The 14,317-nt window shown below is 70.8% G+C and carries 13 protein-coding genes and 3 pseudogenes; 10 read left to right on the forward strand and 6 right to left on the reverse strand.

What is annotated here, in order from left to right:
• The first annotated feature begins 3 nt into the window (after positions 1 to 3).
• A complete protein-coding gene (locus AB0P35_RS19520; protein ID WP_363512103.1) occupies positions 4 to 900 on the forward strand; it encodes a hypothetical protein in 897 nt (298 codons plus the stop codon).
• Here the strand turns inward: AB0P35_RS19520 and AB0P35_RS19525 are convergent.
• Complete coding sequence (locus AB0P35_RS19525; RefSeq protein WP_363512105.1) at positions 837 to 1,502, reverse strand: DUF899 family protein; 666 nt, start codon at positions 1,500 to 1,502, stop codon at positions 837 to 839. The genes AB0P35_RS19520 and AB0P35_RS19525 overlap by 64 nt on opposite strands.
• 181 nt (positions 1,503 to 1,683) lie before the next feature.
• Here AB0P35_RS19525 and AB0P35_RS19530 point away from each other — a divergent pair, with 181 nt between their 5' ends.
• The 5 genes and pseudogenes from AB0P35_RS19530 to AB0P35_RS19550 form a co-directional block, all read left to right on the forward strand.
• Complete coding sequence (locus AB0P35_RS19530; protein WP_363512107.1) at positions 1,684 to 2,517, forward strand: CPBP family intramembrane glutamic endopeptidase; 834 nt, start codon at positions 1,684 to 1,686, stop codon at positions 2,515 to 2,517.
• A complete protein-coding gene (locus tag AB0P35_RS19535) occupies positions 2,517 to 3,704 on the forward strand; it encodes a histidine kinase (RefSeq protein WP_363512109.1) in 1,188 nt (395 codons plus the stop codon). The genes AB0P35_RS19530 and AB0P35_RS19535 overlap by 1 nt, the downstream gene beginning before the upstream one ends.
• Positions 3,701 to 4,360, forward strand: a complete 660-nt coding sequence (locus AB0P35_RS19540) for a response regulator transcription factor (protein ID WP_363512111.1) — start codon at positions 3,701 to 3,703, stop codon at positions 4,358 to 4,360. The genes AB0P35_RS19535 and AB0P35_RS19540 overlap by 4 nt, the downstream gene beginning before the upstream one ends.
• Before the next feature lie 63 nt (positions 4,361 to 4,423).
• Positions 4,424 to 4,765, forward strand: a complete 342-nt coding sequence (locus AB0P35_RS19545) for a DUF3050 domain-containing protein (protein WP_363512139.1) — start codon at positions 4,424 to 4,426, stop codon at positions 4,763 to 4,765.
• A pseudogene (locus AB0P35_RS19550) lies at positions 4,761 to 5,033 on the forward strand (family 1 glycosylhydrolase); the annotation flags it as partial. The gene AB0P35_RS19545 and the pseudogene AB0P35_RS19550, both read left to right, overlap by 5 nt.
• Here AB0P35_RS19550 and AB0P35_RS19555 read toward each other — a convergent pair.
• The 3 genes from AB0P35_RS19555 to AB0P35_RS19565 all read right to left on the reverse strand — a co-directional run bounded on the left by AB0P35_RS19555 (position 4,988) and on the right by AB0P35_RS19565 (position 9,449).
• Positions 4,988 to 6,820, reverse strand: coding sequence for a thiamine pyrophosphate-binding protein (locus AB0P35_RS19555; RefSeq protein ID WP_363512113.1), 1,833 nt, complete (start codon positions 6,818 to 6,820; stop codon positions 4,988 to 4,990). The pseudogene AB0P35_RS19550 and the gene AB0P35_RS19555 sit on opposite strands and share 46 nt — an antisense overlap.
• On the reverse strand, positions 6,817 to 8,925 hold the full coding sequence (locus AB0P35_RS19560; RefSeq protein WP_363512115.1) for an FAD-dependent oxidoreductase: 2,109 nt from the start codon (positions 8,923 to 8,925) through the stop codon (positions 6,817 to 6,819). Before AB0P35_RS19560 ends, AB0P35_RS19555 begins: the two co-directional genes overlap by 4 nt.
• Positions 8,926 to 9,242: 317 nt before the next feature.
• Positions 9,243 to 9,449 carry a hypothetical protein gene (locus tag AB0P35_RS19565; protein WP_363512117.1) on the reverse strand — a complete coding sequence of 69 codons (207 nt, stop codon included), beginning with the start codon at positions 9,447 to 9,449 and terminating at the stop codon, positions 9,243 to 9,245.
• A 459-nt stretch (positions 9,450 to 9,908) separates the two neighbouring features.
• Between AB0P35_RS19565 and AB0P35_RS19570 the strand changes: the two genes are divergently transcribed.
• Entirely contained in the window at positions 9,909 to 10,517 is a 609-nt protein-coding gene (locus AB0P35_RS19570; protein ID WP_363512119.1) for a hypothetical protein, read from the forward strand.
• A gap of 16 nt (positions 10,518 to 10,533) precedes the next feature.
• On the opposite strand, the gene AB0P35_RS19575 is transcribed toward AB0P35_RS19570, so the two are convergent.
• Positions 10,534 to 11,538 (reverse strand): hypothetical protein, encoded by a 1,005-nt coding sequence (locus AB0P35_RS19575; RefSeq protein ID WP_363512121.1) that lies wholly within the window; start codon positions 11,536 to 11,538, stop codon positions 10,534 to 10,536.
• A gap of 437 nt (positions 11,539 to 11,975) precedes the next feature.
• Here AB0P35_RS19575 and AB0P35_RS19580 point away from each other — a divergent pair, with 437 nt between their 5' ends.
• From AB0P35_RS19580 to AB0P35_RS19590, 3 genes and pseudogenes are all read left to right on the forward strand, one after another.
• Positions 11,976 to 12,527: a very short patch repair endonuclease gene (locus AB0P35_RS19580; RefSeq protein WP_363512141.1), complete on the forward strand. Its 552-nt coding sequence runs from the start codon at positions 11,976 to 11,978 to the stop codon at positions 12,525 to 12,527.
• A 44-nt stretch (positions 12,528 to 12,571) separates the two neighbouring features.
• Positions 12,572 to 12,691, forward strand: a pseudogene (locus tag AB0P35_RS19585) (family 1 glycosylhydrolase); the annotation flags it as partial.
• A 54-nt stretch (positions 12,692 to 12,745) separates the two neighbouring features.
• Positions 12,746 to 12,856, forward strand: a pseudogene (locus tag AB0P35_RS19590) (VOC family protein); the annotation flags it as partial.
• 48 nt (positions 12,857 to 12,904) lie between these two features.
• On the opposite strand, the gene AB0P35_RS19595 reads toward AB0P35_RS19590, so the two are convergent.
• Entirely contained in the window at positions 12,905 to 13,963 is a 1,059-nt protein-coding gene (locus AB0P35_RS19595) for a DUF3048 domain-containing protein (protein ID WP_363512123.1), read from the reverse strand.
• Positions 13,964 to 14,317 lie beyond the last annotated feature (354 nt).

Below are 14,317 nucleotides of genomic sequence, written 5' to 3' on the forward strand. Positions count from 1 at the left end.
AGGGTGTTCAACAAGTCCGGAGGCCACCGCCAATGGTTCTGGCTGCCCACGCCCACCTCGCGGGGAAGGCCGCGTTGTCTGTCCGGCGCGCGCTCGCATCCGGCACGGCGTCGTTACCGGCGACGAACTCGCTTGCCGCGATGGGCCGTGAGCCGCCACGATCAGCGGATGTTCGAACTGCTGCCGGGGATCGGAGTCCTTCTGCCGGACGGTGCGGGAACGCTCCGCTTCGGAATGGACGATGTCGCCACGCGGAGGACCTTGGCCGGCCTCGGCCAGGTCCGGGGTCCGGGGGGTCTCGATGCGACGTGGATCTTCACCGTCCAGTGGGGCGATCTTGAGCTGACCGCCTGCGCGAGGGGTGACCAGCACGACCCGGAACCTGGCGACCTGCTGATGGCGTACGTCGTGCTGAGCCGGGCCGGGCACCCGCGAAGGCCGATTCCCGGCCGGGGCGTGGTCGGACGTGGTGCGCCGGGGCCCGCGTGGCGCGGTCCGGCCGCCGTCCCCGTCGTACTCGACGACATCGACCTGTTCGGCTACCCAGCGGCCGAGGTGCTGGAGGCGCTCGGAGACGACCGATACCCCGAGCTCCACTTCCAGACCGCCGTGCCGGGCGGCTATCTTCCCGGGGTCTCGTTCCAGGCCGAGCCACCGCCCAGGACCGGCGTGCACACTGCGGCCGGCACCAGCGCGCCGGACCTCGCCTGCTACGAGGACATGTGGACCACCGGGCGGCACGACTGGCAACTCGAGCGGACGAGCAGCGGCTACCGGATCGTCATGAAGGGCGACCCACCGATGGACCTGCTGATCTGCCACGACGCGCTGGCGGATCAGATCGCCGCCAACATGCTCGCGGCCGGTGTCGAGGTTGTGGCCGGGCATCCGGCCTCGTAGGGCGGGCCGAACATGACGTGGTGAACGAGCAGCTGCGAGCGCCCGCCGAAGAGGTCCGCGAGCGACTTGGTGCCGTCCGCGGTCTCGAAACGGTAGTCCTTCTCGACCGGCACCCAGGGAAGCTCCCGCCGCTTCCGCGCGAGCTCGTCACTTCGGCGGGTGAGCTTCTTCTCCTCCGCCGGCAGCTCCTCCCGGGCCGCCTCGAACTCCTCCTGCGTGCCGATCCTGTGCTCGGGCATGCCGACAGCGCCTGCCACCGGCCAACCGGCTACCCGTCCAGCCATACACCCACCGTACGAGTGCGGCGGCGGGCCGGAGCAGAGCTTCCCGTCCACGCCCGGCAGCCGGGCCGGCTCGCGGATGTGCTCGATCGTGTCGGCGGGGCAGTACGGGTCACCGAGCGCGGACTCCACCACGGCCCGCTGCGTCTCGTCCGCAGCGGCGAGCAGGGCGCTCACGGCGTAGCTGCGGCGGCCCGCGCGGAGGTCGGCGTCGGTGGACCTGCCGGTGGTGTCGTCGTCGCCGAACAGGTCGAGACAGTCGTCGCGGAGCCGACCGCCGATGCCGACCAGGGCCGGGCGGATCGGCTGCAGGTTCGGCACCGGGCGGGCCGATGGAGGAGTGGCTGGGGCTTCTGTCCCCCGTGAGAGCTACGTGCAGGTGTCCTCGGTGAGGTGACGATTCCTCATCACCATTTTCCTAGCGTTCAGTTCAGCCGCGGCGCCTCGGTCGCGGACCGGACCGGGAACGGGAACGGGAAACGGAACCGAAGAAGGAGTCGTCATGAAACTGGTGTGGCAGGTCCTGGCCGTGGTCCTGGCCTGTGCGGTCGGCGGTCGAGGTGCCACCGCGGTCCAGGACAACCCGTGGCTCTCGCTCCTCGTGGGCAGCGTGACGGTCGTGCTCTCGGTGCTCGTCTACCGATGGGTCGTGGGGCGTACCGAGCGGCGCCCGGTCACGGAACTGGCCCGCGAGGGAGCGTCCGGGTCGCTCCTGCGGGGCCTGGTGGTCGGGGTCGCGATGTTCGGAGCTGTCATTGCGAACATCTACTTCCTCGGGGACTACAAGGTCCACGGCTTCGGCTCGCCGACCGGGGCGATCGGGCTGGTCGGCTTCATGGCGGGCGCCGCCGTCACGGAGGAACTGATGTTCCGCGGTCTGCTCTTCCGGCTCGTGGAGCGCGGCCTCGGAACGTACATCGCGCTGGCCCTGTCCGGCACCATGTTCGGTGCGTCCCACCTGCTCAACAAGGACGCCACCCTGCTGGGCGGCGTCGCCATCGCCATCGAGGCCGGCGGCATGCTCGCCGCCGCGTACGCCGCCACCCGCTCCCTGTGGCTGCCGATCGGCCTGCACTTCGGCTGGAACTTCGCGGAGTCCGGCATCTTCGGCACCGAGGTATCGGGCAACGGCGACACACACGGACTGCTGGACGCCTCGACGTCGGGGGCCGAGCTGATCACCGGCGGCGAGTTCGGCCCGGAGGCCAGCGTGTACGCGACGCTGTCCGGCGCGCTGCTCACGGTCGTCTTCCTGTGGCTGGCCCGTCGGCGCGGCCACATCGTCCCCCGCCGGCGTGCCGAGCGCGTCGACGCCCTCGCTACACTCGCCCGGTGATGAGCCTTCAGGGGGCCGCTCAGGTGTGGCGCCGGCTGGACGTCACCCTCCGCGACCTCCCTCTCGGGACACTGTTCCTGGTCGCGTCGTTCCTGCCGGGACTGCGCGGCCACGGGACGCAGGTCGGGGACCTGCCGACCCGCCCCTTCGACGCGCTGGCCGTCGTGGCCCTCGCGCTCGAATGCCTCTCCCTCGTGGTGCGCCGGCGGTGGCCGGTCATCTGTCTCGGGCTGGTGGCGAGCGGCTTCGCCCTTGACCAGTTGTGCGGCTACCACTCGGCCGCCGGGACCACCCTGCCCGTCGCGCTGATCAGCGCCGGCCTCCATCTGGAACAGCGCCGGCGCACCACCGTGGTCCTTCTGTCCGTGGCGTACGTGCCTCTGGCGATCGCGCTTGCCCGGCTCGGTTCGGGCGGCGAGACGGCGACGGAGTTCGTGACGTTCTACCTGACGCTCGCCCTGGCCTGGGGAGCCGGGGCGTGGCTGCGTTCCACACGGGCCGCGGAGGTTGCACGCCGCGAGCGTGTGGCTTCCGAGACCCGCACTGCCGAACGCATCCGCATCGCCCGCGAGTTGCACGACGTGGTGACCCACCACGTGACCGCGATGGTCGTCCAGGCCGAAGCCGCCCGCTACCTGACCGCCGCACCCGAGCGGCTGGAGCAGTCCCTGACCGCTGTCAGCGACACCGGCCGCCGCGCCCTCACCGACCTGCGTCACCTGCTGGACCTGCTCAACCCCGGTCACGACACCGACCACGGCGTCGGCCCGGCGGAGGCCACCCAGGCCAGGACACCGGCAGTCGGCAGGGTCCTCACGCTCGTCGAGCAGACCCGCCGGGCCGGACAGCCCGTGGACTTCACCGAGCGGGGCACACCGCCGGCATCGACCGGCAGCGCCGACCTCGTTGCCTACCGGGTGGTGCAGGAAGCACTGACCAACGCCCTCAAGTACGCTCACGGCAGCCGCACTTCCGTGCAGGTTCAGCGCGGCGAGATGGAGATCACCGTGGAGGTCAGCACGGACGGAACCGGCTCACGCGCCACCGCCGTCGCCGCCGGCAGCGGACGGGGCCTGGCGGGCCTGCGCGAGCGCGTCGACGTTCTGGGCGGCGACTTCAGCGCCGGCTGCGGCCCGGACGGCGGCTTCACCGTCCGGGCACGCATCCCCGCCGACGGCACCTCGTGAGCGCACCGATCCGGGTCCTGGTCTGCGACGACCAGATGCTGGTCCGCACCGGCCTGGTCACCATCATCGGTGCCCAGCCCGACATGGAGGTGGCGGGCGAGTGCGGAGACGGACGGACCGGGGTCGACCTCGCCCGCAAGGTACGCCCCGACGTCGTCGTGATGGACATCCGCATGCCGGTCCTCGACGGCCTCGAAGCCACCCGCCTGCTGGCCGGCGTCGGAGTGCCCCACCCCGTCAAAGTCCTCGTGGTGACCACGTTCAACCTGGACGAGTACGTCTACGAGGCACTGCGCGTCGGCGCCTGCGGCTTCCTCCTCAAGGACGCCCCTCCCGACCGACTGCTCCACGGCATCCGGACCGTGGCCACCGGCGCGGCCCTCCTCGACCCCGACGTGACACGCCGCCTCGTCGGGCGCTACGCCGCCCGCATCCGCCCCGCCGAGAAGACCCACCGAGACATCCCGCTCACTCCTCGCGAACTGGAGGTTCTCCGCCTCATCGCCGACGGCCTCTCCAACAGCGAGATCGCCGCAACCCTCGTCATCAGCCATGAGACCGTCAAGACCTTCGTCTCGCGCATCCTCACCAAACTTCAACTCCGCGACCGGGTCCAGGCCGTCATCTATGCCTACCGTCACGGCCTGGTCACCTGACCGGGCATTCCGTCCCCGGTCCGGAGGCGCAGGTTCCGCTGTGCGAGGGCCGGAATCAACTCCATCGAGCGGGTCCGGGTCTTCCAGGAGCACCACGTCTTCGCGGTCTGGGACTTCATGTCACTGCTCCAGTGCCTGCAGCGGCAGCTGACCCGCGTGGAGCTGCCGTGGGTGCCCACCGGTCCGACCGCGAGCAGACGACTGATCAACGAGATCGTCGTGGCCAGGCGCGCCGGGCGCGACTGTCCAGCCGCGGTCCGCACAGCTCCCCGCGGAACTCCACGTCGAACTTCCGCCTCTTCTCCGCCATTACTCCCAACTACCCCTTCAGTCACGGCCTCTACGCCACGAGGGGAAGGCCGGAGGCGGCTCCTGGGTAGAATGACAGTCTGTTCGACGCGCTGAAGGGTTCCACCAGCGCTTCGGGCTGGTGCACGTGGACTTCGAGACGCAGGTGCGCACCCCGAAGGCGTCGTACGCGTGGTACCGCGGATTGCTGCTCATCGAGCCGTCCGGAACCGCAGCACGACCCCGTAGCGACCGGCCGGCTGCGACGGGCGGAGGGCCACCGCGCCGTTCGGCGCGCACCGGCCCCCGTCGGGGACGGGGGCCGGTGGATCCGGGCGGCTACGTGCACTTCTCGTCGATCTTGTACTGGAGCGCCTTCGGGTAGTCGTGCCGGCTGAGCCGGACGCGGGCCAGGATCGGTGCGTGGTTGAGGTCGTTGCCGGGATCGGCGATGTCCAGCAGCAGTGAGTCGAGCTCGGTGTGGGTGGTGAGCTCGTACCCGTGCATCCGGTCCTTGTCCGTGCCGAAGACCTCGGCCAGCTTCTCGTAGCGCCACGGGTGCAGCACGTTGTAGAAGTCGGCCCCGTTGGACGGCTTCTCCTTGTAGTAGCAGGGGCTGACCAGCATCTGCTCGATGCCGTAGAAGCCCTCGTTGTCCAGAACGAAGACCACCGGCCTCAGATGGTGACGCACGTGGGTGGACAGCTCCTGGCAGATCTCCTGGAACGAGCCGTCCCCGACGAAGACGAGCGGGCGCTTCATCGGTTGCTGTCGTCCCAGCGCCACGCCTGTGGCCGCGCCGACGGAGTAGCCGATGGACAGCCAGCTGTTCTGCGCCAGGAACCCGGCCCGCTCGGTGATCCGCAGGTTCATCGAGCCCAGCAGCGCGAACGCCGCGTCCGAGACCACCGTGAACGGCGAGGGGGCCTGTGGCTCCCCGCCGGTGGCCTGGTGCTCCAGGAAGAAGTTGATGTGCTGGAAGAAGCTGTCGTAGGTCAGCTCGGGCGGGTAGTGGTCGGTGCTCAGCGAGTCCAGGAACTCGGCCGTGCTGGCCGGGACGTCCAGGCCTGCCGCGTGCGCCAGCGCGAAGTGATCGGCCGGGAATGTCCGTCCCGCCAGCGCGTCGCGCAGCGCCGTGATGAACCGGCCGAGTCGGACATCGGGGAAGTATCCGGCACCGACGCTGACGCCGTCGCGTGCCGCCACGATCCAGTCGTCGCCGATCGACTGCTCGCCGCCGAGGTTCTTGGAGGTGGACCAGGTCCCCAGGCCGATCCGGCACCCGGCGTTCTTGAAGGTCGTCCGGATCTCCGGCAGGCTCGCCCTGCCGTTGTAGACGCCGGCGAACAGCGGGTGCCGTTCGGACACCACGGACTTCGCGCCGACCGTGGTGCAGAACTGCATCCGGGTGGTCTGGACGAAGTCCAGCAGCTCGTTCTCCAGCCGCTGGCGGACCAGTTCCTCGCCGGCCCAGACGATCGGTGTGCCGAATTTCCCGATCAGCTCCACCGCTGCCGTGACGGCCTTCTCCAGCATCTCCTCGTTCCGCCGAGTGAACGGCCGCTCGTGGGCACGGAGTTCGCCCTGCGGAGGCTCGCACGGTGCGTGCCAGAGGTCCTCCATGACCTCCAGGTAGACCGGCTTGCGCTCGGTCAGGCACGCGGTGATCGCGCTGTCGATCTGCGAGGGTGCGAGTCCCGGATTGGAGAGCACCTGTGCGTCCACCGTGACCTGCCGGTAGACCTCCAGGTTGCTCTCCCGGCGCGAGCTCATGTGCGAGGTGAGCAGGCCGACCGCCTGGTGGTTGAGCCACTGTTCGTAGGACGGCGCCGCGTTGATCGCGATCAGTGGTACGTCCTCGACGTAGGCGCCGCCGATGCTGTTGAGGAGGCTGAACGCGCCCACCCCGTAGGTCACCGCAACGGCTCCGACGCCCTGTTCGGGATCGTCCGGGGCGGCGTCGGCGGCCCGCACCCTGGCGTAGGCATCCGCGGCGTAGCCGCCGCCCATCTCGGTCGGGGTGCCGATCCAGCGCACGGCTGTGGTGGCCTGCATGATCGTCAGGAACGGTCCGAGGAAGTCCCCGGGTACCCCGAACAGGTGCCGGATGCCCAACTGTTCGAGCCTGGTGGCCAGGTAGCGGGCCACCGTCCATTCGCCGTCGCCGCTCATCCGCGCAGGGCCTCCTGTCGGCTCTCCCGCCCGAGCCGGACCTCGGGCCGGATCTCCGGTTCCGCCTGGGCCGGCGGCGGTGGCGCCTCGTGCACGGCGATGGCTGCCCGGACGGCGGTCTCCACCGCGCCCTCGATCCAGGCGTGCTTCAGCGAGGCGTGCTCGCCGGCGAAGTGCACCGGGCCCTCCGGTTTGACCACGTCGAGGTGGAAGCTGGTCATCTGGTGCGGGGTGTACACCGCCGCCTCGCCGAAGGCGTACGGGTCGCGCAGCCAGCTCTGGGTCTTCCCGTAGCCGGTGTAGAACACCTCGATCCGCCGGCCGTGCACCGACTGGAGGTTGCGCAGCGCGTAGACGTACCGCTCGTCGTCCTCCATCGAGTCCCAGCGCACCGCGTCGTCCGACCAGCTGTAGCTGGCCAGCACCACCCCGCCGCCGTCGGCGCCGGGCACCGGGTGCGAGGGGTAGTACATGAAGCGGTTCGGGTTGTCGGTGGTCGAGCCGCCGCCGAAGCAGTTGGTGGCGGGGCGCACGCTGGCCCGGAGCAGCGGGGTGTGCAGGTACACCTCCCGCTGGGCCTGGCTGATCCGGCGCTCGTCCACGCTCGCGTGCGCGCCGAGCAGCATCTCGGGCAGGTTCCGCGGGGGACGGTGGCCGTTCTGGGCGGCGGCCACGGCCGCCTCGGCGTCGTCCTCGCCCGCCCGCTGGTAGTACTCGTACAGGCCGGGTGCGATGGAGTCGAGTTCGACCTTCCAGTCCGCCTCGGTGAACTCCCACCACCGGCGGGAGAACTCCAGCAGCACCTTGGTGGCCTGGTCGTAGTGGGTCTCGATGATCGCCCGGCGCTTCTTGTAGGAGAACGGCGGCGTCACCTGGACGAACCGCAGGGCGGAGAACGGGACCGTGACGATCGCGAAGTCGCCCTTCCAGACGGTGGGTTCGGCCTCCGGGTCGTCCTCGGGGACGGTCTCGACGGCGACCTGCGGCCCGACCGGGCCGACGCTCCGGGCTCCCCCGCCGTCCCGGCGCGGGTCCCAGTACTCCATCCGGACCATGCGCCGGCCCATCTGCAGTTCCTCCCGGAGCTCCTCGGCGAGCGCGTCGGGCAGCTTCCAGCTGCCGCCCTCGATCTCCCAGTACGTGGCGTTCGGGTTGATGTCGCTGCGGCCCAGGAAGGTGTGGAAGAAGGCCAGGTGCAGCCGCGAGGTCATGTTCTCGATCGTGCCGATCGCCTCGATCGCCTCGTCGCTGAAGCCCGCGTACTCGCGCAGGAAGCGGCCCATCGAGTAGCCGTCGAAGTCGCGGATCACCCGGGCCCAGCCGTCCAGCCACTCGGCGAACGGCTTGTTCACCCGCTTGCCGTCCCTGATGACCGAGTAGTAGTCGCGGACCGGCTCCAGGGCTTGGTTGACCATGTCGGCGGCGGTGATCCGCACCTCGTCTCCGGTGAGGTGGAAGCCCTCGTTGACGCAGCTCGGATCGGCGGCGTAGTCCTTGCGGCGGGCCTGGACCCGGTTGGTGCGGATCCAGGAGTTGAAGCGCTTGACCGGTTCGCGGAAGTCCGGGCTGTCCGCGCCGTACTTCCAGACCTTGCCGGGCTCGAACGACTCGTAGACCACCGGCGGGGCGGGTGCGTGCTGGTTTCCGGTGTCCGGATCGACGTCGACGTTGTAGAACAGCTGCCGGCGCAGGCCGAGGCTGTCGACCAGCGCGAGGGTGAGCGGGTGGAAGCTGGGCAGCCGCATGGCCCCGGCCTCCGCGTACTGCTCCGGGTCGCGGAACGGTCCGTCGGCCGTGTCGTCGGTGGACCGGAAGGTCTTGATCCGCCCGCCCACCCGGCTGGCGTTGGCCTCCAGAATGGTGACGTTGTGTCCGGCGTCCTTGAGCAGCTTGCCGGCGACCAGGCCCGCGATGCCCGCGCCGATGATCAGCACGTCCTTGGGCTCGTCGGTCTCCGGGATGCCGTCCTTGATCAGAACATCGAGGTAGCGGAGCTTCAGGTCCTTGTCGTCCGGACCGACCAGCAGCAGCTCGCGCGCCAGCTGGCGGCAGGTCTGCCAGCGGGCGCGGTCGCCAGCCGTTCCTTCGATGACAGGGTTCTCCATGGTGTCTCCTCGGGGCGCTCGGCGGTCGGGAACCGGCCGGCTCGTTGGGGAGGGTCCTCGCCCTCGGCGAGGGCTCGCAGCGTGGTGATCGAGGGGGGTCGAGGCGGTCGAGGCGTAGACGCCCCCGTCGTGCGGACGAAGGGCTTCATGTCGACGGTGCCGGAGGTGCCGTCCGCGAGTCCGGTCCCGGCCCTGTCGAAGCCGTTGGGGACGTGTGCGGGGGACTTCGGGTCTCCGGCGCTGGACTCGGGGGTTGGACCAGTGCTGTCGGACCGGCCAGAACTGCTCCTCCAGTGAGGCGCCGCGGCGGCCGAACCTCAGCCCGCGGCCCTTGCCGTCGTCCGCTCCGCGCAAGAACTCCGGCCGTACGGGATGCCCCGGCGCATCAGACGGTGGCTCTTCGGCTTGTCGTCGACGATGCCGGCGAAGGTGCGCGGGTGGGTGCGGCGGAGGTGGGCGATCCGGGGGGACGGGTGGGGGCCGTGGTCACGCTCGGGTTCCTCACGGTGGGTGACAGGCAGCACCGATCACAAAGTGAGACTGCCTCGACACCCAACGTAGCCTCGTCGTCGAGTGTCCTGTCAACCGGAGGCGGGCCTCCCAGCAGGCTCACGCAGTGTCACCGGGCGGGTTCGACAGGCGACGGCCCGACCGTCGGACCTTCGGCCGGGCGGGGACACGGACGACTCCGACCGAGGCGCTTCGGCCCGGTGCACCTCGACTCCGAGACCCGGGTGCGCACGCCGAAGGCGCCGCGCTGGCGGAGGTGACGAGGCAGGGTGTTCCACAACGCGGACCTCGGTGAGTGTCATGCATGAGGGCGCGGTTCAGGGCCACTGCTGGTCAGCCCGGAGGGGCCCCACGGCTCCCGGGATCCGGCCTCCGGGTGCCGGCCCGTCAGCGACGTCCACTGGCGGACTCGTACGGGGCGCGGGCGGAGGGGCGCCTGGCCGTCGCGCCGGCCGGTAGGGCAGGGTAGGCCCGTGGCGACTGTGGCGAATCCCGTGGCGTGGCGCTCGGTGCGCGAGGTGCTGCCGCAGGTGTCGTCGGAGAGCGAAGGCGTCATGCTCTCGGTCCTGGGTACCCGTGCCCTCCTGCTGTACCGGGTCGATGAGACCGAGCACCGCAGGCGGCAGGCGGCCGGTTCCGAGCGGCTGGACAGCATCCCGGCGCTGGAGCGCCTGCTCGGCCTTCCGGTCGGCCTTCCGGTTCCGGTTGGTTCCTTGCCGGAGCAGGCCGAGGTCCGTGACCTCCCGCGAGGAGCGGTCGAGTGGGACGCGGATCTGGTGACGCGCCGGGCGGTTCGGCCGCTCGCCGTTGACCTCGCGGTCGTGCGGGCCGCCGGATGGCGGACGGGTCTGGAGCGCGCCGGCCGGTTCGCACCCTTCTGCCGCCGGGCCGTCCTGCTCGACGAGGTCCCGCGCGCAGGATGGGACGAAACCTTGGCGGAGGCCTCCTTCTACGGCATCGGCGTGCTCGTCGATGAGCCGGACGGGATCCGGATCGCCCTGGAACCCGAGGCGTACCGGCCGCAGCGGCACACCGCCGCGGCCTGGCACTTCGTCGAGGAGCTGTACGGACGACTGGTCTGAGCCGCCGGTCCGCCCGTCAGTCGGCTCCCGCGCCGGCCGGTGCCGAGTCGGCCGCGTCGAGGAGGGACCATCTCAGCAGCTGTGGCTGTACCTTGAAGCCGTTCGGCTGCCGGATGGCGGCATTGACCAGCGCGTACCGCTCCACTGCGGCACGGCAGCACTCCTGCCACCGCCGCTGGCGGGCGGGCCCGGCCGCCAGGGACTGCAACGTCTGCTGCCAGGACATCAGTACCGCCGTGTTGTGCTGCGCTGCCGGCCGGACGTCGCGGTTGCTCGGGAAGCTGTCCAACGTCCGGCGTCCGCAGGCAGCGCATTCGCACACGGGTGCGTGCGCCGCGGCGAAGCGGCGTGCGAGGGTCTTGCCGAGGAACAGGGCCATCAGCTCGGGGAACAGCACGGCCGGGGAGTCGGCGAACCCCGAGCTCTTCGCGGGCTCACCGGGCGGCACGACGTGCCGGAAGCGCCCGGACAGCCCGTAGGCGGCGAACGCCGCACCCCGTGCCAGCGCGCCGAACGCCGCGAGATCGGCCCGCAGCAGCGCGGTTCCGGGCACCTGGGCCAGTACCCGCGCCAGCCCGGTGAGGGCCTCGGGGAAGCTCGCCAGTGGGTCCAGCTGGCCGCCGAGCATGATGGCCTTCATGCCGGGTGCCGGGCCCAGTTCTTCGACGAGACGGCCGACCAGGTCGCTGCGCAGCCAGCCGACGTCGATCGGGAGAGCGAGCACGATCCGGAGGTCCTCGCGCGCCGCCACGTCGCGCACAGCAGCTCGTACCGCGGCCGTGTCCCCGGCGCGGAGGTACCCGGTCGGCGTGAGTGCCGCCGTCGCGCCGACGGCGAGTTGGTCCTGGACCGCCTGGCCGAGGGGATCTGCGGCGGGCAGCTCGTCGGAGCGCGACAGGAAGGGCTCCTCCGCCGTCGCGACGCCGTCCTCGTAGAGCGCCGGGTCGGCGATGAGCACACCCGAGAAGTCCTCGTACCGGAGCTCCGATGCCTTCCTGAGGGCCTTCGGCCCACTGATCACGAGCCCGCTCCGGACGGGATCGAGCTGGTCCCGTACGAACCCCACTCGGGAGGCGTCCACCTGGATCAGCAACCGGTCGGTGAGCAACTCGGGCTGGTCGAAACGGGCTTGGGAGGTGGCACGGGCCGTCGGACGTCGGGCGGATGTGCGGGGAGGGGGGAGCGGGCTGGAGGAGTCGGACATGGCCTCGCCTTCGAATCGGCGGAAACACTCGACGACGTACTCGCGACTCCAGTGTACGGAGCGGACCGACACTCCTGGTGGCGACAATCACGTGCGAGGAGGCGGGAGTTGGCCAGGAGCACACCATGCTCGGCGGGCGCAGGGGCTCGATGCCCGAGGTCTCGGAGGCGCGTCGTGTTGACCGCCAGCCAGATGGGTGACCCGGTCCCAGTGACCACCGTGCCTCGACCGGAGTTGATCGGAGCATGGAAGAGATGGGTGTCAGGAGGGCGTTCCCGCGACCGAGGGACGCCCATGCCCGCCGGGTGATGCGGGCGCAGCGCGGCGTGAACACGAGACCCGAACTCGCCCTCCGGCGGGCACTGCATGCACTGGGCTTCCGTTACCGAGTGAACATGCCTCTTCCCAGCATGAGGCGCCGGAGGGCGGACATCACGTTCGTGCGCTGGCGCACCGCAGTGTTCGTGCAGGGTTGCTTCTGGCATGCGTGCCCCGAGCACCTGCACGCGCCGAAGCACAATGCCGAGTGGTGGTGGCGGAAGCTCGACGACAACGTACGCCGCGACAAGGACACCGATGCACGCCTCGTTCGGCTGGGTTGGCTTCCGTTGAGGGTCTGGGAGCACGAGGTCGTCGGGGCCGCGGTCGACAAGGTGGTGGAGTTGCTCGCCCATCAGGGGCATCCCCGCGCACGGCGGCTGCATCGGAGTTCTGGGCGAAGCACCGCGGTAGCGCTGAATGCAACGGGTCCGTGCAGCCCCAGGGAGCATGGTTCCCGAGAAGAGGCGCGGTCCCGGCAGGAGTGACCCACTGGCCCGCACGATGACACCCTGTTCGACGAGCTGAGGGCTACCACCAGCGCTTCGGCCTCGTCCACGTCGACTTCGAGACGCAGCGGCGGACACCCAAGGCCTCGTACGCCTGGTACCGCGACATGATTGCCAATCAGCGAGCCATCCGGAAGGCGTAGTTGGCATTGACCAGTCGGGTCCAGGCTCATCACGGCCTTGCAGAGGCACTTCGGCAGATGGGCCCCGTGGACGCCGAGGGCGTCGGCCGCTTCGCCGTCTGCGTCGACCCGAACGGCGCGGACTTCGTCCTGCTCACCCCGGTCGAGACCCCGCCCGCGGCCTGACCCTGGGCGCCGGTGGTCGCGGGGCCGCCCGCGACCCGACGGCCGGCGTCAGGCGGGTTCGAGGACGACCCAGACCTGCCCGGGGTGGAACGCCATCCGCTGCCCCGCGTAGCTGAACTCCGTGCCGCCGGCAGCGCTGGGCCGCGACCAGCTGCCCCGGTACGCCATGCCGTCCCGAAGGAACACCGCCTCGCCGCTGCCGACCGTCGGCGCGAAGGGCAGAAGCGCACCGGAGGAGTCGACGAGCCTGCGGGGCGAGGTGGTCTCGGCGACCTTCTGCACCACGATCGTCGGCGCACCCATCTGCCCGGCGTCCGTCGTCATGGCCGGCCTGCCGTCCACTGCCACCAGGTACCTCCCCTCCGCGGCGGACCAGGTGAATGTGAACGAGGCCGCGGGCATCCGCGCGGTGAACGAGGCCGTCGGCACACCCCCGGTCGGCGCGTCGCCGAAGCGGAAGCCGACGTCGCGGGCCGCGGCCGCGTCCGGGAAGTGGCGCAGAATCCCGGACGGCACCACGTACAGGTTGAACGGCGGCACGTTCCACTGCCCGCGGATGAACGAATTGTCCTGCTGCGGCGAGCAGTTGAACACATCGGCCTGGGCGAGCACCGGCAGGAACCGGGTCTGCGCCCCGGAGTAGGCGAAGTCCACGCGCCCGTACTGCTGCAGGATCGGCAGATCGCTCTCCCGGGCGCTGCGCACCGGGCCGATCCGGTCGCCGGCGGGAAGGTGGTTCGAGTCGTAGATCGCCAGGAACCGCGAGATGCCGCCCTCGACCTCGATCGCGTAGACCACGTCGGCCGCGTTCACGCCCGTCTGCGGTCGGGCAGCGGCCGCGTTGTCGACCTTGACGGCGATGATCCTGCCCGCCTCCCCCGGGAGCCCGGTGAGCGGCGACACAGCACCCGTGCTGCCGGGACTGGTCGGGGTGGGCTGCGGGCCGGCCCCCGTACGACCGGGCGAGCCCCCGCCGCCGATGGTGAGCACGACCGCCAACAGCGCCGCGAGCAGCACGGCGCCGCCGCTGACAGCGACGGCGGCGATCCGGCGGGCGGCTGGAGGTAGGGACCTCCACCAGCCCAGCTCACGCTCGAAGGTCTTCATCCGAGCTCACCTCCGCGCAGCCGGGCATCAGAGACTCCGGCACCTACGAAGACGAGTCGGTCGGCCCGCGCAGTTCCGCCGCCCCGCTGAAACCCGAGCCTTCCCCCCACTCCCGGCACCGGCCCAGGGGGTGCGCTCAGGGCTGCCCGCCGGTCCGCCGTCCCGCCACGCGGTCGGTGGCAGCAGCCAGAACAGGACGTCGTCGGCCGGTCCCAGCCGGACCGCGTCCAGCAGGCCGGTCCAGGAGGTGCAGCCGGATTCCAGGGCGGCGACGAAGACATCCGATGCGGTTAGCGGGTCAAGCTGCGACCGCCAGGGTGAGTTTGGTCTGCGTGGGGAAGGCGGTGTTCTCGT

This window comes from Kitasatospora sp. NPDC085879, assembly GCF_040686255.1.
Lineage (GTDB): Bacteria > Actinomycetota > Actinomycetes > Streptomycetales > Streptomycetaceae > Kitasatospora.